This window comes from Streptomyces sp. NPDC004134, from assembly GCF_042874195.1.
GTDB lineage: Bacteria > Actinomycetota > Actinomycetes > Streptomycetales > Streptomycetaceae > Streptomyces.
Genome location: NZ_JBIAMS010000029.1, coordinates 1 through 22,295, shown reverse-complemented (window position 1 = coordinate 22,295; position 22,295 = coordinate 1). Strand labels below are relative to the sequence as shown.

Annotated in this window: 20 protein-coding genes; 16 read left to right on the top strand and 4 right to left on the bottom strand. The window is 72.8% G+C overall.

All coding sequences use genetic code 11. From position 1 onward, the window contains the following. Positions 1 to 25 precede the first annotated feature (25 nt). The 10 genes from murD (at position 26) to ACFYVJ_RS29025 (ending at position 10,624) form a co-directional block, all read left to right on the top strand. Positions 26 to 1,504 carry a UDP-N-acetylmuramoyl-L-alanine--D-glutamate ligase gene (gene murD, locus ACFYVJ_RS29070; RefSeq protein ID WP_388897572.1) on the top strand — a complete coding sequence of 493 codons (1,479 nt, stop codon included), beginning with the start codon at positions 26 to 28 and terminating at the stop codon, positions 1,502 to 1,504. Positions 1,505 to 1,779: 275 nt separating this feature from the next. Beyond that, a complete protein-coding gene (gene ftsW, locus ACFYVJ_RS29065; RefSeq protein ID WP_388897569.1) occupies positions 1,780 to 3,183 on the top strand; it encodes a putative lipid II flippase FtsW in 1,404 nt (467 codons plus the stop codon). A gap of 43 nt (positions 3,184 to 3,226) precedes the next feature. Beyond that, positions 3,227 to 4,321 (top strand): undecaprenyldiphospho-muramoylpentapeptide beta-N-acetylglucosaminyltransferase, encoded by a 1,095-nt coding sequence (gene murG / locus ACFYVJ_RS29060; protein WP_125934364.1) that lies wholly within the window; start codon positions 3,227 to 3,229, stop codon positions 4,319 to 4,321. Between the two features lie 40 nt (positions 4,322 to 4,361). Then, positions 4,362 to 5,186: a cell division protein FtsQ/DivIB gene (locus ACFYVJ_RS29055; RefSeq protein WP_388897565.1), complete on the top strand. Its 825-nt coding sequence runs from the start codon at positions 4,362 to 4,364 to the stop codon at positions 5,184 to 5,186. A 241-nt stretch (positions 5,187 to 5,427) separates the two neighbouring features. Beyond that, complete coding sequence (ftsZ, locus tag ACFYVJ_RS29050; RefSeq protein ID WP_388897562.1) at positions 5,428 to 6,639, top strand: cell division protein FtsZ; 1,212 nt, start codon at positions 5,428 to 5,430, stop codon at positions 6,637 to 6,639. A gap of 30 nt (positions 6,640 to 6,669) precedes the next feature. Then, positions 6,670 to 7,419: a peptidoglycan editing factor PgeF gene (pgeF, locus tag ACFYVJ_RS29045; protein ID WP_388897559.1), complete on the top strand. Its 750-nt coding sequence runs from the start codon at positions 6,670 to 6,672 to the stop codon at positions 7,417 to 7,419. Beyond that, on the top strand, positions 7,419 to 8,216 hold the full coding sequence (locus ACFYVJ_RS29040) for a YggS family pyridoxal phosphate-dependent enzyme (RefSeq protein ID WP_388897557.1): 798 nt from the start codon (positions 7,419 to 7,421) through the stop codon (positions 8,214 to 8,216). Before pgeF ends, ACFYVJ_RS29040 begins: the two co-directional genes overlap by 1 nt. A 121-nt stretch (positions 8,217 to 8,337) precedes the next feature. Next, entirely contained in the window at positions 8,338 to 8,973 is a 636-nt protein-coding gene (locus ACFYVJ_RS29035) for a cell division protein SepF (protein ID WP_027743361.1), read from the top strand. Positions 8,974 to 9,036: 63 nt separating this feature from the next. Next, positions 9,037 to 9,324 (top strand): YggT family protein, encoded by a 288-nt coding sequence (locus ACFYVJ_RS29030; RefSeq protein WP_018837714.1) that lies wholly within the window; start codon positions 9,037 to 9,039, stop codon positions 9,322 to 9,324. A gap of 64 nt (positions 9,325 to 9,388) precedes the next feature. Beyond that, positions 9,389 to 10,624, top strand: a complete 1,236-nt coding sequence (locus ACFYVJ_RS29025; protein WP_388897552.1) for a DivIVA domain-containing protein — start codon at positions 9,389 to 9,391, stop codon at positions 10,622 to 10,624. A gap of 213 nt (positions 10,625 to 10,837) precedes the next feature. On the opposite strand, the gene ileS is transcribed toward ACFYVJ_RS29025, so the two are convergent. After that, the gene (gene ileS / locus ACFYVJ_RS29020; protein ID WP_388897549.1) at positions 10,838 to 14,008 is read right to left on the bottom strand and encodes an isoleucine--tRNA ligase; all 3,171 of its coding nucleotides are present in this window, start codon (positions 14,006 to 14,008) and stop codon (positions 10,838 to 10,840) included. 522 nt (positions 14,009 to 14,530) lie between these two features. On the opposite strand from ileS, the gene ACFYVJ_RS29015 reads away from it, so the two are divergent. The 4 genes from ACFYVJ_RS29015 (at position 14,531) to ACFYVJ_RS29000 (ending at position 18,830) form a co-directional block, all read left to right on the top strand. Then, complete coding sequence (locus ACFYVJ_RS29015; RefSeq protein ID WP_388897546.1) at positions 14,531 to 15,448, top strand: TraR/DksA family transcriptional regulator; 918 nt, start codon at positions 14,531 to 14,533, stop codon at positions 15,446 to 15,448. Between the two features lie 115 nt (positions 15,449 to 15,563). Next, on the top strand, positions 15,564 to 16,232 hold the full coding sequence (gene lspA, locus ACFYVJ_RS29010; RefSeq protein WP_388897543.1) for a signal peptidase II: 669 nt from the start codon (positions 15,564 to 15,566) through the stop codon (positions 16,230 to 16,232). Between the two features lie 35 nt (positions 16,233 to 16,267). Next, positions 16,268 to 17,209 carry an RluA family pseudouridine synthase gene (locus ACFYVJ_RS29005; protein WP_388897540.1) on the top strand — a complete coding sequence of 314 codons (942 nt, stop codon included), beginning with the start codon at positions 16,268 to 16,270 and terminating at the stop codon, positions 17,207 to 17,209. 22 nt (positions 17,210 to 17,231) lie between these two features. Next, a complete protein-coding gene (locus tag ACFYVJ_RS29000; protein ID WP_388897537.1) occupies positions 17,232 to 18,830 on the top strand; it encodes a Na+/H+ antiporter in 1,599 nt (532 codons plus the stop codon). Here ACFYVJ_RS29000 and ACFYVJ_RS28995 read toward each other — a convergent pair. Then, positions 18,789 to 19,868, bottom strand: a complete 1,080-nt coding sequence (locus ACFYVJ_RS28995; protein WP_388897535.1) for a mechanosensitive ion channel family protein — start codon at positions 19,866 to 19,868, stop codon at positions 18,789 to 18,791. The two genes, ACFYVJ_RS29000 and ACFYVJ_RS28995, sit on opposite strands and share 42 nt — an antisense overlap. Positions 19,869 to 19,921: 53 nt before the next feature. Here ACFYVJ_RS28995 and ACFYVJ_RS28990 point away from each other — a divergent pair, with 53 nt between their 5' ends. Next, on the top strand, positions 19,922 to 20,515 hold the full coding sequence (locus tag ACFYVJ_RS28990; protein WP_388897532.1) for a dienelactone hydrolase family protein: 594 nt from the start codon (positions 19,922 to 19,924) through the stop codon (positions 20,513 to 20,515). A 9-nt stretch (positions 20,516 to 20,524) separates the two neighbouring features. On the opposite strand, the gene ACFYVJ_RS28985 is transcribed toward ACFYVJ_RS28990, so the two are convergent. Next, on the bottom strand, positions 20,525 to 21,316 hold the full coding sequence (locus ACFYVJ_RS28985; protein ID WP_388897529.1) for a thioredoxin domain-containing protein: 792 nt from the start codon (positions 21,314 to 21,316) through the stop codon (positions 20,525 to 20,527). Between the two features lie 62 nt (positions 21,317 to 21,378). Continuing rightward, positions 21,379 to 22,020 carry a hypothetical protein gene (locus tag ACFYVJ_RS28980; RefSeq protein WP_388897773.1) on the bottom strand — a complete coding sequence of 214 codons (642 nt, stop codon included), beginning with the start codon at positions 22,018 to 22,020 and terminating at the stop codon, positions 21,379 to 21,381. Positions 22,021 to 22,205: 185 nt separating this feature from the next. Between ACFYVJ_RS28980 and ACFYVJ_RS28975 the strand changes: the two genes are divergently transcribed. After that, a partial coding sequence (locus tag ACFYVJ_RS28975) for a PHP domain-containing protein (RefSeq protein ID WP_388887382.1) occupies positions 22,206 to 22,295 on the top strand: 90 nt, incomplete at its 3' end.

Sequence of the window (22,295 nt, the reverse complement as noted above, 5' to 3'; positions counted from 1 at the left end):
CCCGGGGCCCGGACGGGGAGCCGGCATGAGCGAGTTCGAGTTCGAGGGCAGGGGGCACCTCCCGCGCGCGCTCAGCGCGCTGCGGGGGAGGGTGACCGTCGCGGGCCTCGGGGTCAGCGGCGGCCCCGCCGCCCGCGCGCTGCACCGCCTCGGCGCGGAGGTCACCGTCGTCGACGGCGCGGACCACGACCGGGCCCGGGCGCAGGCCGCGGAGCTGGCGCCGCTCGGCGTGACCGTACGCCTCGGCGACGGCGACACCCTGCCCGAGGGCACGGAACTGGTCGTCACCACGCCGGGATGGAAGCCCTCCGCCCCGCTGTTCGCCGCCGCCGAGGCGGCCGGGGTGCCGGTCTGGGGCGACGTGGAGCTGGCCTGGCGGCTGCGCGGCACCTCGCCCGGGGGCCGGCCGCCCGCCGACTGGCTGGCGATCACCGGCACCAACGGCAAGACCACCGCGGTGAAGATGCTCGCCGCCATGCTCGCCGCCGCCGGGCTGCGCACCGCCGCCGTGGGCAACATCGGCGTACCGCTCGTCGACGTCGTCACCGGCCACGGCCCGTACGCGGAGCTCGACGTGCTCGCCGTGGAGCTGTCCAGCTACCAGCTCCACTGGGCCACGTCCGTACGCGCCCACTCCGCCGCCGTCCTCAACCTCGCGCCCGACCACCTCGACTGGCACGGCTCCATGGAGGCGTACGCCGCCGACAAGGGCCGCATCTACGCGGGCAACCGGGTGGCGTGCGTCTACAACGCCGCCGACCCGGTCACCGAGGAACTGGTGCGCAAGGCCGACGTCGAGGAGGGCTGCCGCGCGGTCGGGTTCACCCTCGGCGCGCCCGCACCCGGGCAGCTCGGCGTGGTCGACGGGCTGCTGGTGGACCGGGCGTTCGTGCCGGACCCGCAGCGCACCGCGCAGGAGCTGGCCGCCGTCGCCGACGTCCAGCCGCCCGCCCCGCACAACGTCGCCAACGCCCTCGCCGCCGCGGCCCTCGCCCGCGCGTACGGCGTCGAGCCCGCGGCCGTACGCGAGGGGCTGCGCGCCTTCCGCCCGGAGCCCCACCGCATCGAACGCGTCGCCGAGATCGGCGGCGTGACGTACGTGGACGACTCCAAGGCCACCAACACCCACGCCACCGAAGCCTCGCTGGCCGCGTACGACGGCATCGTCTGGATCGCCGGCGGGCTGGCCAAGGGCGCCACCTTCGACGACCTCGTGGCGGGGGCGGCGAAGCGGCTGCGGGCGGCGGTGCTGCTGGGCCGGGACCGGGCGCTGATCGCCGAGGCACTGGCGCGGCAGGCGCCCGACGTGCCGGTGGTGGACATCGAGCGGACGGACTCCGGCGCGATGGCGGCGGCCGTCGCCGAGGCGGCGCGGCTGGCGCGTGAGGGCGACACCGTGCTGCTGGCGCCGGCCTGCGCGTCGATGGACATGTTCACGAACTACAACGTGCGCGGCGAGGTCTTCACCGCCGCTGTGCGCGAACTCGCCGCCGGCGGGGCGTAGAGGCCCGGCGGCGCGGCGGGCGTGCGTGCCGGGCTCGAATCCGTACGCCGCGCGTGCGTGGGCGATCCGGCGCCCGGTACACCTGATTCCGGCCGAAGGACGGCGCGCCGCGCGCGGGCGGCACCCCGGCCGCGGACGGGGGATCGACGACGGATTCCGGGCCGCGGGCGGCCCGGAGGGAACCGCGCACCGTCGCGTCGTGGCCCCGGGCGGGGCGTCGGCGTGGCAACCTCGTTGCCCATGGGCGGAGTGCGGTGCCAGCGAGGAGACGGCGGATGAGCAGAGCGGACCAGGAGCGGCGCGCGGGGCGGCCCGCTGCCCCGCGCGGCGCGGCGTCGAAGACCGCGCCGCGCCCCGGCGGCGGGACGCGTTCCGTTCCCGCCGCCCGCCCGGCCCGCCGTGGGGGCGCGGGACCCGATGGTCTGCGCCGGCTCGCGCGCCGCGTGCGCCGGGCCTGGGACCGGCCGCTCACCGCGTACTACCTGCTGCTGGGCGGCAGTCTGCTGATCACCGTGCTGGGCCTGGTGATGGTCTTCTCCGCCTCCCAGATCGAGGCGCTCAACAGCGGCCTGGCGTCCACGTACTACTTCCGCAAGCAGCTCGTCGCCGCCGCCCTCGGCACCATCCTGCTGCTCGTCGCGGCCCGCATCCCGATCCGGCTGCACCGCGCGCTGGCATACCCGATCCTGGCGATCTCGCTCTTCCTCATGGCCCTGGTCCAGGTACCGGGGATAGGGCAGTCGGTCAACGGCAACACCAACTGGCTGAACTTCGGCGGCCCGTTCCAGCTCCAGCCCAGCGAGTTCGGCAAGCTGGCGCTGGTGATGTGGGGCGCCGACCTGCTGGCGCGTAAACAGGACAAGAAGCTGCTCACCCAGTGGAAGCACATGCTGGTGCCGCTGGTGCCCGTCGCGCTGCTGCTGCTCGGCCTCATCATGCTCGGCGGCGACATGGGCACCGCGATGATCCTGGGCGCGATCCTGCTGGGCCTGCTGTGGGTGGCCGGCGCCCCGACCCGGCTGTTCGCCACCGTCATCGCGGTCGGCGCGACGCTGACCGTCGTGCTGTTCACCTCCAGCCCGCACCGGATGGACCGGCTGCGCTGCATCGGCGCCACCGAGCCGGGCCCCGGAGACGTCTGCTGGCAGGGCCTGCACGGCATCTACGCCCTGGCGTCCGGCGGCTGGTTCGGCTCGGGACTCGGCGCGAGTATGGAAAAATGGGGCGAACTCCCGGAACCGCACACCGACTTCATCTTCGCCGTGACCGGGGAGGAACTCGGCCTGGCGGGGACGCTGTCGGTGCTGGCACTCTTCGCGGCTCTAGGCTATGCGGGTATCCGCGTGGCCGGACGTACGGAGGACGCCTTCGTAAGGTATGCCGCGGGGGGCGTGACCGCCTGGATCATGGCGCAGGTCGTGATCAACATCGGTGCGGTCCTGGGATTGCTGCCCATCGCCGGCGTCCCGCTCCCGCTGTTCTCCTACGGAGGCTCCGCCCTGCTGCCGGCGATGTTCGCCGTGGGATTGCTGATCGCGTTCGCGCGCGAGGAACCGGCGGCGCGGGCGGCGCTGGCCATGCGTCCCGCGGGGGTGCTGCAGTCTGCTAGAAGAGTGCTCGCCGGAAAAAGGCCGGAGAGCACGGCTGGAACGGCCAGAAGAGCCAGGAAAACAAGGTGACGGACCGCCGGCGGGCGGCCGTCGCGGAGAGCGGTGAAATTCGGTGCATGTCGTACTCGCCGGTGGGGGGACCGCCGGCCACATCGAGCCCGCGCTCGCCCTCGCCGACGCCCTGCGCAGGCGGGACCCGACGGTGGGCATCACGGCGCTCGGTACCGAGCGCGGGCTCGAGACCAGGCTGGTCCCGGAGCGCGGCTACGAACTGGCGCTGATCCCCGCGGTCCCCCTGCCGCGCAAGCCCACGCCGGAGCTGATCACCGTCCCCGGACGGCTGCGCGGGACCATCAGGGCCGCCGAGGAGGTGCTGGAGCGCACGAAGGCCGACTGCGTCGTCGGCTTCGGCGGCTATGTCGCCCTGCCCGGCTATCTGGCGGCCAAGCGCCGCGGCGTGCCGATCGTGGTGCACGAGGCCAACGCCCGCCCCGGGCTTGCCAACAAGATCGGCTCGCGCTACACGAAGCTCGTCGCGGTCTCCACGCCCGACAGCAAGCTGCGGCACGCGAACTACATCGGCATCCCGCTGCGCCGCTCCATCGCCACCCTGGACCGCGGCGCCGTGCGCGCCGAGGGCTGCGCCGCGTTCGGGCTCAACCCCAACCTGCCGACGCTGCTGGTCTCCGGCGGCTCGCAGGGCGCCAGGCGGCTGAACGAGGTCGTCGAGTCGGTGGCGCCGTACCTCCAGCGCTCCGGCGTGCAGATCCTGCACGTCGTCGGGCCGAAGAACGAGCTGCCGCAGGTCGACAATATGCCCGGCATGCCGCCGTACGTTCCCGTGCCCTACGTGGACCGGATGGATCTCGCCTACGCCGCCGCCGACATGATGCTCTGCCGCGCCGGCGCCATGACGGTCGCCGAACTGTCCGCGGTCGGGCTCCCGGCCGCGTACGTCCCGCTGCCCATCGGCAACGGCGAGCAGCGGCTCAACGCGCAGCCGGTGGTCAAGGCCGGCGGCGGACTGCTGGTCGACGACGCGGAGCTGACGGCGGATTGGGTGCGCCAGGAGGTGCTGCCCGTACTCACCAACCGCCAGCGGCTGCACGAGATGTCCTGGGCCGCCGCGGAGTTCGGCCGGAGGGATGCCGACGAGCTCCTCGTCGGCATGGTGTACCAGGCTGTGGACGGCCGGCGGGGATCATAGGGCGCGGCGATCTCACCACACCAGTCAAGGGGGTACGGGGATGGCCGGAGCGGTCCGCGAGAAGGCGGCGGCCGGCCGCGGTGAACGCGGCGGCGGTGCCGGGTCGAGCGACCCGCCCGCCGCCCGGCGGCCGGCCGGCAGCCGCGGCCGGCGGCTGCGGCTGCCGGGCCGCCGGATGCTGATCGCCTTGCTGCTGGCGGTGATCGCGCTCGGCGGGTTCGCCGGCTGGGCCCTGTACGGCTCGAACTGGCTGCGGGTGGAGCGGGTCACGGTCTCCGGCACCGACGTGCTGGGCGCCGACGAGGTGCTGGACGCGGCCCGGATCTCCGAGGACGTGCCGATGGCCACCGTCGACACGGACGCGGTCGAGGCCCGGCTGGCGGCGGAGTTGCCGCGTATCGGCACCGTGGACGTCGACCGCGTCTGGCCGCACCGGATCACGGTGGAGATCACCGAGCGGCAGCCGGCGGTGCTGTTGCGCAAGGGAGAGTCTTTCGTGGAAGTCGACGACGAGGGTGTGCGGTTCGCCACGGTGCGCACGGCACCCGAGAACGTGCCGATAGTGGAGATGCAGGTGGCGGACTCACCGAGCCTCGACCGCTTCGGCAGGCAGCGGCTGCGCGAGAGCGCGGTACGGGTCGCGGGTGCGCTCTCCGAGAGCGTGCGCCGTGACACCCGTACTATCCTTGTGCGTTCATATGACTCCGTCACGCTCGAGCTGTCCGGAGGCCGGACCGTGCTGTGGGGCAGCGCGGAGCGCGGCGCGGCGAAGTCGAAGGCGCTTGCGGCGGTCATGAAAGCGGAGCGCGATGCGCGGTACTTCGACGTCAGCGTTCCCAGCGCCCCGGCGGCGTCGGCGAGTTGACGCACATATGCGCAGTTCAGACCCCCCGTGAGGGGTCGCAACGCCTGATCACATAGGGTGAAAAGAAAAACGGGAGGTTCGGCGTGTTCATTGAACGCGGAAGCCTTGTCGACTTAGTGTCTCGTTCCAAGAGTCCAGGTACGGGATGCTGCGGTAACCCTAAACTTCACGCTTAGGGTTCGACCGGCGTTCGGGGACCCCCACAAACGGCAGACGTAACTCGAGGCGAGAGGCCTTCGACGTGGCAGCACCACAGAACTACCTCGCGGTCATCAAGGTCGTCGGTATCGGCGGCGGTGGCGTCAACGCCATCAACAGGATGATCGAGGTCGGTCTCAAGGGCGTCGAGTTCATCGCGATCAACACCGACGCGCAGGCACTGCTGATGAGCGACGCGGACGTCAAGCTCGACGTCGGTCGCGAGCTGACCCGCGGGCTCGGCGCGGGCGCCAACCCGGACGTCGGGCGCAAGGCCGCCGAGGACCACCGGGAGGAGATCGAGGAGGTGCTCAAGGGCGCCGACATGGTCTTCGTCACGGCAGGCGAGGGCGGCGGCACCGGCACCGGCGGCGCGCCCGTCGTGGCGAACATCGCCCGCTCGCTCGGCGCGCTCACCATCGGCGTCGTGACCCGCCCGTTCACCTTCGAGGGCCGGCGCCGCGCGAACCAGGCCGAGGACGGCATCGCCGCGCTGCGCGACGAGGTCGACACCCTCATCGTGATCCCCAACGACCGGCTGCTGTCGATCTCCGACCGCCAGGTGAGCGTCCTCGACGCCTTCCGCTCCGCGGACCAGGTGCTGCTCTCGGGTGTCCAGGGCATCACCGACCTGATCACCACCCCGGGCCTGATCAACCTGGACTTCGCGGACGTCAAGTCCGTGATGTCGGAGGCCGGTTCCGCGCTCATGGGCATCGGCTCGGCGCGCGGCGACGACCGCGCGGTGGCCGCCGCCGAGATGGCGATCTCCTCGCCGCTGCTGGAGGCGTCCATCGACGGCGCCCGCGGCGTGCTGCTGTCCATCTCCGGCGGCTCGGACCTCGGGCTCTTCGAGATCAACGAGGCGGCCCAGCTCGTCAGCGAGGCGGCCCACCCGGAGGCGAACATCATCTTCGGCGCCGTGATCGACGACGCCCTCGGCGACGAGGTGCGCGTCACGGTCATCGCCGCCGGCTTCGACGGCGGCCAACTGCCGTCGAAGAACCGGGACAAGGTCCTCGGCTCGTACGGCGGCCGCGACGAGTCCCCGGCCGAGTCGGTCGCGGACACCGGCCCCGCCCGGTCCACGGAGCCGGAGCGCCCCGCGTTCAGCGGCCTCGGCTCCCTGTCCGGCGACAGCACCGCCGACAGCACCCCGGCGCCCCCGCCGGCCGCCACGCCGCAGGTGCCCGCGGCCCGGCCGTACCAGGACAGCGAGGCCGAAGAGCTGGACGTGCCGGACTTCCTGAAGTAACCGGCGGGTTGATCACGTAACGTACGACCCGTGATAGGGCAGACATACTCGACAGGCGGCGCTCACTTCGCCTTCACCGACCGGTGGGGCGGCGTGAGCGCCGCTCCGTACGCGGAGCTGAACCTCGGCGGCGCCGTGGGCAGCGGTGCCGCCTCCGACAGTGCGGCGGCGGTCGCGGCCAACCGCGAGCGCGCCGCCCGCTCGCTCGGGGTGGAGCCGGCGCGGGTCGTGTGGATGCACCAGGTGCACGGGCGGGACGTCGCCGTCGTGGACGGGCCCTGGGGCGACGCGCCCCCGCCCGCCGTGGACGCCGTCGTCACCCGCGCCCGGGGCGTGCCGCTCGCCGCCCGCGGCGCCGACTGCGTACCGCTGCTCCTCGCCGATCCCGGCGCGGGGGTGGCGGGTGCCGCGCACGCCGGCCGGCCCGGCATGGTCGCCGGGGTGGCCGGGGCCGCGGTCGAGGCGATGGCGGAGCTGGGCGCCGAGCCGGCGCGCATCGTCGCCCACCTCGGACCGGCCGTCTGCGGACGCTGCTACGAGGTCCCCGAGGCGCTGCGCGAGGAGGCCGCAGGGCAGGTGCCGGCGGCGCGGGCGACGACGAGTTGGGGGACGCCGGCACTGGACATCCGTGCGGGTGTGGTCGCGCAGTTGGAAGCGCTGGGTGTGGGAATGATCACAGTGTCGGACGTGTGCACGCTGGAGTCCGCGGACCACTTCTCGTACCGGCGCGAGGGAGCCACGGGCAGACACGCGGGGTACGTCTGGCTGGACGGGGAATGATGGCCGACTTCACGGGGGACAGCGGGGTGCGGGAGGAAGCGGACCCGGAGCGCCGGGGCGAGTTGGCGGCGAACCTGGCGGCCGTGGAGGAACGTATCGCCGGCGCCTGCGCCGCGGCGGGCCGCAAGCGCGAGGAGGTCACGCTCGTCGTCGTGACCAAGACCTACCCGGCGAGCGACGTGCTGCTGCTGGCGGACCTGGGCGTACGGCACGTGGCCGAGAACCGCGACCAGGAGGCCGCGGGCAAGGCCGCGTGGTGCGCGAGGTGGGGCGCGGACGCGCCGCTCACATGGCACTTCGTGGGCCAGTTGCAGACCAACAAGGCGCGCTCCGTGGCCCGCTACGCGGACTACGTGCACTCCGTCGACCGCCTCCGGCTGGTCTCCGCGCTCGCCGCCGCCGCGGAGCGCGAGGGCCGCGAGCTGGGCGTTCTGCTCCAGGTGGCGCTCGACAAGGACGCGGCGTCCGGCGAGGATCCGGGCGGCGGTGCGACGGCGGACCGCGGCGGCGTCGCACCCGGTGACGTACCGGCGCTCGCGGACGCGGTGGCGGCGGCCCAAGGGCTGCGGCTCTGCGGGCTGATGACGGTCGCGCCGCTGGCGGGGGCGTATGCGGGGCGGCAACGGGCGGCGTTCGGGCGGCTGGTGGAAATCTCATCCCGCCTGCGCGTGGCGCATCCGGCTGCAACCATGGTCTCGGCGGGGATGAGCGGGGACCTGGAGGAGGCAATTGCCGCAGGAGCGACACACGTACGCGTCGGCACCGCGGTACTCGGAGTCCGGCCTCAGCTCCGGTAACGTCGCCAAACGAGTCGGACGACAGTAGAAAATAAGCTTCATTCCCGGTCAATTCAGGCAGGGCAGCGTGGATCACGTCACTGGCGAAGGTCGATCCACCACAGAGCGGAGGGCGTAGAGCATGGCCGGCGCAATGCGCAAGATGGCGGTCTACCTCGGCCTCGTGGAGGACGATGGGTACGACGGCCCGGGGTACGACCCCGACGACGAGTTCGAGCCGGAGCCCGAGCCCGAGCGTCGCCACCGCCACCAGGCCCCGCAGCCGCAGCAGCAGGAGGAGCCGCCGCGGGCGATCGCTTCGCCGCCGGCGCAGCGGGAGCGGCCCATGGACCGGGAGCCGGCGGGGCGTTCACCCGGACTGCTGCCCGAATCGGGGCGTTCGGGGCGAATCGCTCCCGTGTCTTCCATCACACCTGACCGTCCCAGCCTGGAGAAGAGTGCGCCGGTGATCATGCCCAAGGTCGTGTCCGAACGGGAGCCTTACCGGATCACGACGCTCCACCCGCGTACGTACAACGAGGCACGTACCATCGGGGAACACTTCCGCGAGGGCACGCCTGTGATCATGAACTTGACCGAGATGGACGACACGGACGCGAAGCGACTTGTCGACTTTGCGGCTGGACTCGTCTTCGGCCTGCACGGCAGCATCGAGCGCGTGACCCAGAAGGTGTTCCTGTTGTCGCCTGCTAACGTCGACGTAACAGCGGAGGACAAGGCCCGCATCGCAGAGGGCGGGTTCTTCAACCAAAGCTGAGCCAAGCAACACTGTGCGAGCGGCCATGGGGCCGGAACGCGAAGGGGAGAGGACCACAGCGAGATGGACGTCGCGCTTCAAGTGATCTACATCGCGCTGTTCGTTTTCCTGATCGTGCTGATCTTCCGGTTGATCATGGACTACGTGTTCATGTTCGCCCGCTCATGGGAGCCGGGCAAAGCCATGGTGGTGTTGCTTGAGGGCGCCTACACGGTCACGGATCCACCACTCAAGCTCCTGCGGCGGTTCATCCCGCCACTGCGTCTAGGGGGCGTGGCGCTGGACCTGTCCTTCTTCGTCCTGATGATCATCGTCTACATCCTGCTCACCGTGGTGGGCGGGGCGAGGTGATGATGAAGCGGGGCGGAGAGTGTCGATATGCCGATGTCGCCGATGACTACGTTGAGGTGAAGAAATGCCGCTGACCCCCGAGGACGTGCGGAACAAGCAGTTCACGACCGTCCGACTCCGAGAGGGCTACGACGAGGACGAAGTCGACGCGTTCCTCGACGAGGTCGAGGCCGAACTGACCCGGCTGCTCCGCGAGAACGAGGACCTGCGGGCCAAGCTGGCCGCGGCGACCCGGGCCGCGGCGCAGAACCAGGGGATGCGCAAGGGCCCCGAGCCGCAGGACCGGCCGGGACCCCCCGGACACGGCGGGCCGGTGCCCGCCGCCATATCGGGCCCGCAGCCGGTGCCGCCGCAGCAGATGGGCCCGCCGCAGGGCGGCCCGCCTCAGTTGCCTTCCGGCGCACCCCAGCTGCCCGCAGGTCCCGGCGGCATGGGCCCGGGTGGGCCCGGCGGCCCCGGCGGTCCTCCCGGTCACGGTCCGCACGGCCCCGGCCCGATGGGTCCCGGTGGCCCGGGTGGGCCCGGTGGCCACGGCGGTCCCGGCGGTCCGGTGCACGCCCCGCACGGCGGCCCCCCGCAGCAGCACGTCGGCGGCCCGCCGCCGCAGCAGCACGTCGGGCCGCCCGGCCCGCAGCAGGGCGGTCCCGTCGGCGGTGACAGCGCCGCCCGGGTGCTCTCGCTGGCCCAGCAGACCGCCGACCAGGCGATCGCCGAGGCCCGCGCCGAGGCCAACAAGATCGTCGGCGAGGCCCGCAGCCGCGCCGAGGGTCTGGAGCGTGACGCGCGTGCCAAGGCCGACGCCCTGGAGCGGGACGCGCAGGAGAAGCACCGCGTGGCGATGGGCTCCCTGGAGTCCGCGCGCGCCACGCTGGAGCGCAAGGTCGAGGACCTGCGCGGCTTCGAGCGCGAGTACCGCACCCGGCTGAAGTCGTACCTGGAGTCCCAGCTCCGCCAGTTGGAGAACCAGGCGGACGACTCCCTGGCCCCGCCCCGTACCCCCGCGGCGGCCTCGCTGCCCGCGGCGGCGCCCGCGCCGACGCCTTCGATGGCCCCGGCCGGCGCCGGTGCCATGAGCGGCCCCCCGAGCATGGGCGGCGGCACGATGGGCGGCGGTTCGATGGGCGGCCAGCAGGGCATGCCGACCCGGCAGCCGCCGGCCGGCGCCCCGTCGTACGGCAGCCAGCAGCAGATGTCCCCGGCCATGACGCAGCCCATGGCGCCGGTGCGCCCCCAGGGCGGTCCGATGCAGCAGCCGCCGTCGCCGATGCGCGGCTTCCTCATCGACGAGGACGACAACTGAGCACGGCCTGACGGCCGTCGGCATATCGCAAAGGGCCGGGTCCCGCGGAACGCTCGCCGCGGGGCCCGGCCCTTTTTGCGTGCCCGTATACGGGGCCGGCGGCGCGGAGGCGGGGACCGGACCGGTTGCGGGGGCGGGGCCGGACCGCTGACGCGGACGGCGCCCCGCCCCCGTGGCTGCACGGGAACGGGGCGCCGCCGGTGTCGTCCCGGGTCAGGCCCGTACGAGCCGGAAGGTCAGGGACAGCGGCTCGTCGGTGAACGGCTCGCCGTAGCCCTCGGCTTCCGCCGCCTCGCCCGCCGCGAAGTCCGTCGCCAGGACCTCCTCCGCGATCAGCCCGGCGTGGTCCGTCAGCGCCTGGCGGACCTCGGCGTCGGTGGTCGACCAGCGCAGCCGGATCCGGTCCGCGACGTCCAGGCCGGAGTTCTTCCGCGCCTCCTGGACCAGCCGGATCACGTCGCGGGCCAGGCCCGCGCGGCGCAGCTCCGGAGTGATCTCCAGGTCCAGCGCCACCGTCGCGCCCGAGTCGGAGGCCACCGACCAGCCCTCCCGCGGGGTCTCCGTGATGATGACCTCCTCCGCGGAGAGGGCCACCGTCTCGCCGTCGACCTCCACCGTCGCGCTGCCGCCGTCGCGCAGCGCGGCCGACAGCGCCGCGGCGTCCGCGGCCGCGACGGCCTTCGCCACGTCCTGCACCCGCTTGCCGAACCGCTTGCCGAGCGCGCGGAAGTTGGCCTTCGCGGTGGTGTCCACCAGCGAGCCGCCGGCCGCGCCGCCGGTGGCGTCGGACAGCGTCGCGAGCGCGGCGACGTTCAGCTCCTCGGTGATCTGCGCGCGCAGCTCCTCCGGCAGCGCCGGGAAGCCCGCGGCGGCCACCAGCGCCCGCGACAGCGGCTGGCGGGTCTTCACCCCGGACTCCGCCCGCGAGGCCCGGCCCAGCTCGACCAGGCGCCGGACGAGCTGCATCTGCCGCGACAGCTCCGGGTCGTACGCCGTGGCGCCCGGGGCCGCCGGCTCCGGCCACGTGGCCAGGTGCACCGAGGCGGGGGCGTCCGGGACGACGGGCACCACCAGGTCCTGCCAGACCCGCTCGGTGATGAACGGCACCACCGGGGCCAGCAGCCGGGTCACGGTCTCCAGTACGTCGTGGAGCGTGCGCAGCGCCGCCCGGTCGCCCTGCCAGAAGCGCCGCCGGGAGCGGCGCACGTACCAGTTGGACAGGTCGTCGACGAAGGCGGACAGCAGCTTGCCGGCCCGCTGGGTGTCGTAGGCGTCGAGGGCGTCGGTCACCCGGGTCGTCAGCGCGTCCAGCTCGCCGAGCAGCCAGCGGTCCAGCAGCGGCCGGTCCGCGGGCGCCGGGTCGGCGGCCGAGGGCGCCCAGCCGGCGGTACGGGCGTAGAGCGCCTGGAAGGACACCGTGTTCCAGTACGTCAGCAGGGTCTTGCGCACGACCTCCTGGATCGTGCCGTGGCCGACCCGGCGGGCCGCCCAGGGCGAGCCGCCGGCGGCCATGAACCACCGCACGGCGTCGGCGCCGTGCCGGTCCATGAGCGGGATGGGCTCCAAGGTGTTGCCGAGGTGCTTGGACATCTTGCGGCCGTCCTCGGCGAGGATGTGGCCGAGGCAGACCACGTTCTCGTACGAGGACTTGTCGAAGACGAGCGTGCCGATGGCCATCAGCGTGTAGAACCAGCCGCGGGTCTGGTCGATGGCCTCGCAGATGAACTGCGCGGGGTAGCGGGTCTCGAAGACGTCCCTGTTCTTGTACGGGTAGCCCCACTGCGCGAAGGGCATCGAGCCCGAGTCGTACCAGGCGTCGATGACCTCCGGCACCCGCTCCGCGCGCAGCGTGCAGCCCTCGTCGGGGCAGGGGAAGCCGACCTCGTCGATGTACGGGCGGTGGGGGTCCAGGGACGACTGGTCGGTGCCGGTCAGCTCGGTCAGCTCGGCGAGGGAGCCGACGCAGGTGAGGTGGTCCTCGGCGCAGCGCCAGATGGGCAGCGGGGTGCCCCAGTAGCGGTTGCGGGACAGGGCCCAGTCGACGTTGTTGTCGAGCCAGTCGCCGTAGCGGCCGTGCTTGACGGAGTCCGGGTGCCAGTTGGTCCGCTCGTTCTCGCGCAGCAGGGCGTCCTTGACGCGGGTGGTGCGGATGTACCAGGAGGGCTGCGGGTAGTAGAGCAGCGGCGTGTGGCAGCGCCAGCAGTGCGGGTAGCTGTGCTCGTACGGCTCGTGGCGGAAGAGCAGGCCGCGCGCGTCCAGGTCGCCGACGAGCGTCTCGTCGGCCTTCTTGAAGAACTGGCCGCCGACGAGCGGCAGCTCCGCGCCGAAGGTGCCGTCCGCGCGCACCGGGACGACGACCTCGATGCCGTACTGGCGGGAGACCTTGAAGTCGTCCTCGCCGAACGGGGCCTGGTGGACCAGGCCGGTGCCGTCCTCGGTGGTGACGTAGTCGGCGTTGACCACGTAGTGCGCGTCCTGGAGGTCGACCAGGTCGAAGGGCGGCCGGTACGTCCAGCGCTCCATCTCGGCACCGGTGAACGACTGCCCCGTCGTCTCCCACCCCTCGCCCAGCGCCTTGCCGACCAACTGCTCGGCGACGACGACCTTCTCGTTGCCGTCGGTGGCGACGACGTAGGTGACGTCCGGATGGGCGGCGACCGCGAAGTTGGCGGTGAGCGAGAACGGCGTGGTGGTCCAGATGACCAGCGCCGCCTCGCCGGCCAGCGGTCCCGAGGTGAGGGGGAAGCGGACGTAGACCGAGGGGTCGACGACGGTCTCGTACCCCTGCGCCAGCTCGTGGTCGGACAGGCCGGTGCCGCAGCGCGGGCACCAGGGGGAGACCCGGTAGTCCTGGACGAGCAGGCCCTTGTCGAAGATCTGCTTCAGCGACCACCAGACGGACTCCACGTACTCGGAGTTCATCGTCCAGTACGCGTCGTCCAGGTCGACCCAGTAGCCCATCCGCTCGGTCAGCTCGGCGAAGGCGTCCGTGTGCCGCTGGACCGAGGCGCGGCACTTGTCGTTGAACTCGGCGATGCCGTACGCCTCGATGTCCTGCTTGCCGTTGAAGCCCAGCTCCTTCTCGACCGCCAGCTCCACCGGCAGCCCGTGGCAGTCCCAGCCGGCCTTGCGCCCCACGTGGTAGCCGCGCATCGTGCGGAAGCGCGGGAAGACGTCCTTGAAGACGCGGGCCTCGATGTGGTGGGCGCCCGGCATGCCGTTGGCGGTGGGCGGCCCCTCGTAGAAGACCCACTCGGGCCGGCCCTCCGACTGCTCGAGGGAGCGGGCGAAGACCTTCTGCTCGCGCCAGAAGTCGAGCACGGCGTGTTCGAGGCCGGGCAGGTCGACCTGGGCGGGGACCGGGCGGTACAGGGGCGTGGTCATCGGGGACTCTTCCTCCGGCTGGCGTGCTTACGGCCGAACCGGAGGGACGAGAGCCGGGGCTCCCGCGGTACCACCCTCCTTGGCGGCGGAGCGCGCGCGGCGCGCCCACCGCCCCCTCATTGGGGCAGCGGCTGCCGGTTCTACTCGCCCGGGGGCTTTCCTCCGGCGGCTCCGGGGTGATCTTCGCTCCGCGCACGCCGCCCGGGCTCGCACCGTCCCCGGGTCGCTCCTCGGCTGCGTACGGAGGTACTCGTCCCCATCCACGCCTGTCGCTTCCGACAGTGTACGGCCCCGGGGTACGGGCCGCCGACCGGGTTTCCGCGGCGGCGGCACTGGGCCGTTCGGCCCAGTGCGGTCAAACCGCACGTGCGAGCGGGAGCCCGGGATTACCCGGCGCGGGGCTGGGCACAACGTTTTGAGACCGGTCAGCCATGGCGTGCCCTGTTGCCGCGGACCCAGTGTCGATTTATCGTTCCGGCACCGTTCGCGAACAAGATCACAATATGTGAAGGGGTCCCGGCCATGGTTGCGAAGAAGACCGCGCCGGCGGCGAAGAAGTCCACAGCGAAGAAGACCACGGCGAAGCAGGCGGCAAAGAAGGCGCCGGCGCAGCAGGCCGCCGCGGGCCGGGCCACGGCCCCGGGGGAGCGGGCGGCGAAGAAGCAGGCCGCGAAGAAGGTCACGAAGAAAGCCGCCAAGAAGGCCACGAAGGCCACGAAGAAGGCCACGAAGAAGACAGCGGGGAAGAAGACGGCGGCGACCGCGGGGGCGGCCGGCGCGGCCGCCCCCGCGAAGGAGTCGCCGCCCGCGAAGAAGGCCGCGGCCAGGAAGGCGCCGGCCGCAGGGACCGAGCCCGCGAGGAAAACCGCGGCACGGGCCGCCGCCCCGGCGCGTAAGCCGGCGAAGAAGGCGGCGGCCAAGAAGACGTCCGCCAGGACGTCTCCGGGGAAGAAGACGGGAGCCAAGACGGTGGTCGCAAAGAAGACGCAGGTGGTGGAGGCCCCGGTCGCCGAGGAGGCGGGCGGGACGGCAGCCCCGGCCGAGCCGGGGGAGCTGGCCGTGCGTCCGGGGGAGGACCCCTGGACTCCCGAGGAGATCGAGGAGGCCCGCCAGGGCCTGCGGGACGAGGTCGCGAGCCTGCGCTCGGAGATCCGTGCCTCCGAGGAGGCGGTCAGCGGGCTGATGCGCGACTCCGGCGGCGGCGCCGGGGACGACCAGGCCGACACGGGGACGAAGAACATCTCGCGCGAGCACGAGATGGCGCTCGCCGCCGGCGCGAGGGAGCGGCTGGTGCAGACCGAGCGCGCGCTCGTCCGACTGGAGGACGGCACGTACGGACGCTGCGAGTCCTGCGGCAAGCCGATCGGCAAGGCGCGGATGCAGGCGTTCCCGCGTGCCACCCTGTGCGTGGAGTGCAAGCAGCGGCAGGAGCGCCGCTGAGGGATCGCCGGCGGCGCTGACGGGGCCGGACGGCGGTGGTGACGGGCTGTGGTGCGACGGCTCGTACGAGTGTGCCGTACGCTCGACCCCAGTCAGCGCACCGGAGGGCACACACGTGACAGAGGCGGAGCGGATCAGCGGGGACGCCACGGAGCCCCGCGGAGAGGGCGAGGCAGCCCCCGCGGCGGACGAGAAGGCCGTGGCCGACGCCGACACCGCCGATCCGGCAGGCAAGACGACCGCGGCCGGCGAGGCCGCGGAGGCCGCGGACGAGGCGTCGGAGGAGGCGGCCCGCGGGCCCCGCCGCATCGGCGTGCTGCTCGGCGTCGCCGCCCTCGTCTACGCCCTCGACCTCGTCACCAAGCTGATCGTGGTGGCAGAACTGGAGCCGGACAACCGCTCCGTCGAGGTCGTCGGCGACCTGCTGCGCTTCCAGGTCGTCCGCAACGCCGGCGCGGCGTTCGGCATCGGCGAGTCGATGACCGTGATCTTCACGCTGATCGCGGTCATCGTCATCGGCGTCATCGCCCGGCTGGCGCGCAAGCTCTACAGCCTGCCCTGGGCCATCGCGCTCGGCCTGCTGCTCGGCGGCCCGCTCGGCAACCTCACCGACCGGCTCTTCCGCTCCCCGGGCTTCTTCGAGGGCCACGTGGTGGACTTCATCGCCCCCGAGCACTTCGCGGTCTTCAACCTCGCCGACTCCGCGATCGTGTGCGGCGGCATCCTCATCGTGATCCTGTCCTTCCGCGGCCTCGACCCCGACGGCACGATCCACCGCGGCTGACCGGGACGCCCGTACGCGCCTGCGATACTTCCCGGGTGAGTACCGTGCCCGAGATCCGCACCCTGCCCGTACCCGACGGCCTCGAAGGCGAGCGGCTCGACGCCGCGCTCGCCCGGATGTTCGGGTTCTCCAGGACCAAGGCCGCCGAGCTTGCCGGCGCCGGCAAGGTCCTCGTCGACGGGCGGGAGGCCGGGAAGTCGGACCGGGTCACGGCGGGCGCCTGGCTGGAGGTCGAGATGCCGGCGCCGGCCGCGCCGGTGCGGATCGTCGCCGAGCCGGTGCCCGGGATGGCCGTGGTCTACGACGACGACCACGTGGTCGTCGTGGACAAGCCCGTCGGCGTCGCCGCCCACCCCAGCCCCGGCTGGAGCGGCACCACCGTCGTCGGCGGCCTGGCCGCCGCGGGGTACGCCATCTCCACCTCCGGCGCCGCGGAGCGGCAGGGCGTGGTGCACCGGCTGGACGTCGGCACCTCGGGGCTGATGGCGGTGGCCAAGTCGGAGCGCGCGTACACGCTGCTGAAGCAGCAGTTCCGGGAGCGTACGGTCGACAAGCGCTACCACGCGCTGGTCCAGGGCCACCCCGACCCGCTCAGCGGCACCATCGACGCCCCCGTGGGCCGCCACCCCGTGCACGACTACAAGTGGGCCGTCGTCGCCGACGGCAAGCCCAGCGTCACGCACTACGACCTCGAAGAGGCGTTCCGCGCCGCCAGCCTGCTCGACATCAAGCTGGAGACGGGCCGCACCCACCAGATCCGCGTGCACATGTCCGCCCACCGGCACCCGTGCGTCGGCGACCTGACCTACGGCGCCGACCCCGTGCTCGCCAAGCGGCTCGGCCTGGACCGGCAGTGGCTGCACGCCGTCCGGCTGGGCTTCGAGCATCCCGAGGACGGCCGGTGGGTGGAGTTCGAGTCGGACTATCCCGAGGATCTGCGGCGGGCCCTGGACACCGTACGCGCGGACAGCGCCTGACGGCCGCGGCGGCGGGACGCCCATGGACCAGCTCACGCTGCTGCTGACCCTGGTGCTCGGCGCCCTGGTCACCATCCCCGTCGCCCAGCGGCTCGGGCTGCCGGCGCCGGTGCTGATGACGCTGCTCGGCGGGGTGCTGGCGCTGCTGCCCTTCGTGCCGAACGTCGAGATCCCGCCCCAGTTCATCCTGCCCCTGGTGCTGCCGCCGCTGCTCTACGCGGCCGTGCAGCGCACCTCCTGGCGGCAGTTCGCGCACAACGTACGGCCCATCCTGCTGCTCGCCGTCGCGCTGGTCTTCGTCACCACCGCCGCCGTCGCGGCCACCGTGCACGCCGTCGTCCCGGGGCTGCCGCTGGCCGCCGCCGTGGTGCTGGGCGCGCTGGTGGCGCCGCCCGACCCGATCGCCGCCACGTCCATCGCCGGGTCGCTGGGGCTGCCGCGGCGGCTGGTGTCGATCCTGGAGGGCGAGGGGCTGTTCAACGACGTCACGGCGATCGTGCTGTACCACGTGGCGATCGCCGCGACCGTCTCCGGCAGCTTCTCGGTGGCCGGCGCCGCGGGGCTGCTGGCGCTGTCCACCCTCGTCGCGCTCGCCGTGGGCTTCGGCCTCGGCTGGGCCGCGGAGCGGCTGATGCGGCTGCTCGACGACCCCACGCTGAAGATCGGCTGCACGCTGCTGGTGCCGTTCGCCGCGTACGTGCTGGCGGACGAGCTCAGGGGCTCGGGGGTGCTGGCGGTGCTCGTCACCGCGCTGTTCCTGTCGGAGTACGCCACGGACCCCGACGACGTCCTCGGCCGGCTCGCCGAGCGCAGCTTCTGGGACGTCGTCGACACCCTCGTCACGGGCATCGCCTTCGGGCTGATCGGGCTCGAACTGCACACCGTCGTCGCCTCCGGCGACTTCAACGCGGGCCTCGTGGGCGCGGCCGCCGCCGTCGTCGGCGTGGTCGTGGGCGTACGGCTGCTGTGGCTGCTGCCCGCCGCCGCGCTGGCGCAGCGGCTGCACCAGCGCGGCGGGCACCCGGACGAGGACGAGGAGATCCCCACGACGTGGCGCGAGACCGTCGTCATGTGGTGGTCCGGGATGCGCGGCGTGGCCTCGGTGGCGCTGGTGCTCGCCATCCCGGTCACCGTGGAGGGCGGCGGCCCGTTCCCGCACCGCAGCGATCTGCTGTTCATCGCCTTCGCCGTGGTCCTGACCACCCTGGTCTGCCAGGGCCTGACGCTGCCCTGGCTGGTCCGGCGGCTCGACGTCGCCGCCGACACCGAGGCCGAGCGGCGGTTGGAGCGCCAACTGGCCCTGCGCGCCGCGAAGGCGGCGCGGGCGCGGCTGGCGGAGATCGAGCAGGTGCAGGAGCTGCCGGAGGAGACGGCGGAGCAGTTGCAGCGGGCCGCGTACGGCATCGCCACCCGGCTCTACCCGGACCTCGTGGACGAGGACCGCCGCGAGGCGCACGCCCAGCGCCTGGAGCGGCTGCGCACCGGCCGGAAGATCACCGGGGAGCTGCTCTCCGCGGCCAGGCACGAGCTGCTGGCCGCCCGCAGCGAGGGCTACGACCCCGAGATCGTCGACCGCGTCCTACGGCACCTCGACGTCCGGACGCTCCGCGGCGCCGTCTAGCGGGGCCTGTGCCGTCATCACCTTCGGCAGGGCGTAGGGGTGCTTCTCCCGCAGCCAGGTGATCAGTTCCTCGCGCACCATGCACCGGAGGTCCCACAGCGCGTCCGCGTCGCGTGCGGTGGCCAGCGCCCGTACCTGCATCGTGGTCGGCGTGGTGTCCGTGACCACCAGGCTCCAGCCGCGGCCGTCCCAGTGCGCGCAGCCCAGCAGCACCTCGTGCAGCCGCTCGCGCATCGCGCGTACCGGCGTGGAGTGGTCCAGGTGGAAGAAGACCGTGCCGGTCAGCTCGGGGCCGCCGCGCGACCAGTTCTCGAAGGGCTGGCTGGTGAAGTACGAGACGGGGATGGTGATGCGGCGCTCGTCCCAGGTCTTCACCGTCAGGAACGTCAGCGTGATCTCCTCGACCGTCCCCCACTCGCCCTCCACGACGACGGTGTCGCCGATACGCACCAGGTCGCCGAAGGCGATCTGCAGCCCCGCGAAGAGGTTGCCCAGCGTCGACTGGGCGGCGATGCCCGCGATGATGCCGATGACGCCGGCGGACGCCAGCATCGAGGTGCCCACCGCCCGCATCTGCGGGAACGTCAGCAGCATCGAGGCCACCGCGACCGTGCAGATGACGAACACCGCCACGCGCTGGATCAGCGTGAGCTGCGTGCGCACCCGTCTGCGGCGGGCGGAGTCGCGGGCCTTGGCCTTGTAGCGGTGGTACGTCAGCTCCACGGCGACCGCGATCACCTTGGTCAGCAGCCAGGCCAGGGAGGCGATCAGCAGCAGCGTCAGCACGCGCGTGACGATCGTCCGGCTGTCGTCGCTGTGGGCCAGGTCCGCGCGCTTGTACGTGCCCAGCAGGATCGACGTCAGCAGGGCGGACTGCAGCGGCGCCCGGCAGCTTCGCAGCAAACCCCATATCGGGGTCTCCGGGTGCCGGGCGTCGGCACGGCGCAGCAGCAGGTCGACCACGACGCCGGCGATGGCGGTGACCGCCACGGCGCCGCCGATGACCAGGACGGGCCGGAGCACATCCTCGGTGGACACGTGAGCCTCCTTCGTACGCGGACCTTCCCGACCGTATCTGCCACGATGGCCGCATGACGATTCTGCTTTTCCACTCCATGTACGGAGTGCGTCCGGCCGTGCACGAGACCGCGGAGCGCTGGCGCGCCGCCGGGCACGAGGTGATCGTGCCCGACCTCTACGACGGGCGTACGCCGGAGACGGAAGAGGAGGGCCTGGCGGTCAGGGACGAGATCGGCACCGACGAGCTGCTGGCGCGGGCCGTGAAGGCCGCGGCGCCGCACTCGGCGGGCGGCGTGCTGTACGCGGGTTTCTCACTCGGCGGCGCGCTGGCGCAGAACCTGGCGCTCGCGGACCGGCACGCGCGGGGGCTGCTGCTGATGCACGGCACGTCCGACGTCGCGGACGGCGCGACGGCGGCCTCCGGCGAGCTGCCGGTGCAACTGCACGTGGCCGACCCCGACCCGTACGAGACGCACGACTGGCAGACGGCCTGGTATCTGCGGATGGGCCGGGCCGGCGCCGAGGTGGAGGTCTTCCGGTACCCGGGCGCGGGGCACCTGTTCACCGACCCGGGCCTGGCGGACTACGACGCGGAGGCGGCGCAGTCCGCCTGGCCGGTGGCGGACGCGTTCGTGGCGGAGCTGGACGTGCGCTCCGCCACGTGACGCGGGGTCCTACGCGCCGAGCTTGTCCAGCTCGGCCGGGAGCGCGTTGCTCTCGACCTTCTGGCCGTCGATCTTGATGGTCGGCGTGCCCTCGATGCCGGCGTCGTTGAAGCTGTCGATCATCTCCAGGGCCCACTTGTCGAACGTGCCCTTTTCGACGTTCTTCTGGAACTGCTTGTTGCCCTTCAGCTCGTCGACGTTCTTGGCGACGTCCAGCAGGTACTCGTTGTCGGCGAACTTGTCCTGGTTCTCCGGCGGGTGGTGGTCCGCGGAGTAGAGCAGGCCGTGGTACTCCTTGAACGCCTCGGTGCTGACGTCCAGCGCCGCGCCCAGGGCGCTGGCGGCGTTCTTGGAGCCGTTGCCGCCGAAGTTGCCGTCGATGATCGCGCCGAGGTGGACGCGGAGCTGGTACTTGTCGTCCTCGGCGCCCTTCTTGATCCGCTCGCCCAACTGCTGCTCGAACTGCGCGCACGCGGGGCAGCGCAGGTCCTCGTAGACGTCGACGGTCTTCTCGGCGTCCTTGCCGCCGAGCACCACGCTGGTGCCCTTGTCGCCCTCGGCGTTCGCCGGCTGGACGAGCTTGGCGTTCTTCGCCGCGCCCCAGTCCTTGTCGCTGCCGTCGTCGCCGCCGAGCGTGGTCACCGCGAAGGCGACGCCGCCGACGACGGCCAGCAGACCGACGACGGCACCGCCGACGAAGAGCTGCCGGCGCACCTTCTCCTTCTTGGCCTGCTTCTCGCGCTCGATGCGCAGCCGCTCGCGCGCGGCCCGCTTGGCTTCCTGGCTGTTTCGCTTGCTCATGGTGGGAGGTCCCTATGTGGTCGGTGTGGCTGTGTCCGTGCTTCTCCGGCCGGGCTGCCCGATCAGGCAGCGGCCGGGCACGGCGGGCCACGCCGCAGGACCGAGTGGAGCAGGTGCGGCTGCGGGCGGACGGCGCGGGTACGGTCCGGGCGGCGGCCGGGACGGCCGGTGCTCCGCACCGGGGCGACGGTGACGATCGCGACGGCCAGCAGCAGCGGCCGGAAGGCGACGGCCGCGGCGGCGCGCAGCAGGCCGGCCAGGGCCGCCTCGCCGCGGCGCAGCCAGGCGGCGGCGGCCAGGCCCACGCCGACATGGGCGGCGAGCAGCAGCCAGGGGCTGGCGGCGGTGCCCGCCAGGGCCTCGCCGCGGGCGGTCATCCGGGCCAGCGGGGTGCCGAACTCGCCGGAGCAGAGGAGGTCGAGCCCCAGGGAGCGCATGGAGCCCGCGACGGGGCCGCCGGACTGGCCGTAGCAGGTGTGCTGGCCGGTGGTGAAGACGGTGTCCGCCGCCAGCTCCAGCGGCACGAGCAGGGCCGCGATGCTCCAGTAGCCCCGCTCGCGGCGGCCGGCGAGCAGATAGGCGACGACGAAGACGCCGGCGGAGAGCGCGGCCAGCATGCCGAGGGGCAGGGGGTTGGCGGACAGCAGCACGTGGGCGCCCGCGGACAGGCTGATGCACAGCGCGGTGAAGACCGCCGCGCGCATCACCCTGATCGTTACGGCCGCGTGTTCCATCGTGCGTGATTCTGCCACGGCGGACCGTAAACCGGTGCTAAAGGGGAGGCCCGGCTTCAGTACGGCCGGCGGGCGGCGGTGTCAGTGCCGCGTCCTAGACTTCCCAGCGTCCTGCCCGAGCCCTCGCGCCCACCGTCTGCTGGAGGTCCTCCGTCGTGGCCAAGCCGCCTTTTACGCATCTGCATGTGCACACGCAGTATTCGCTGCTGGATGGGGCGGCGCGGTTGAAGGATATGTTCGCGGCG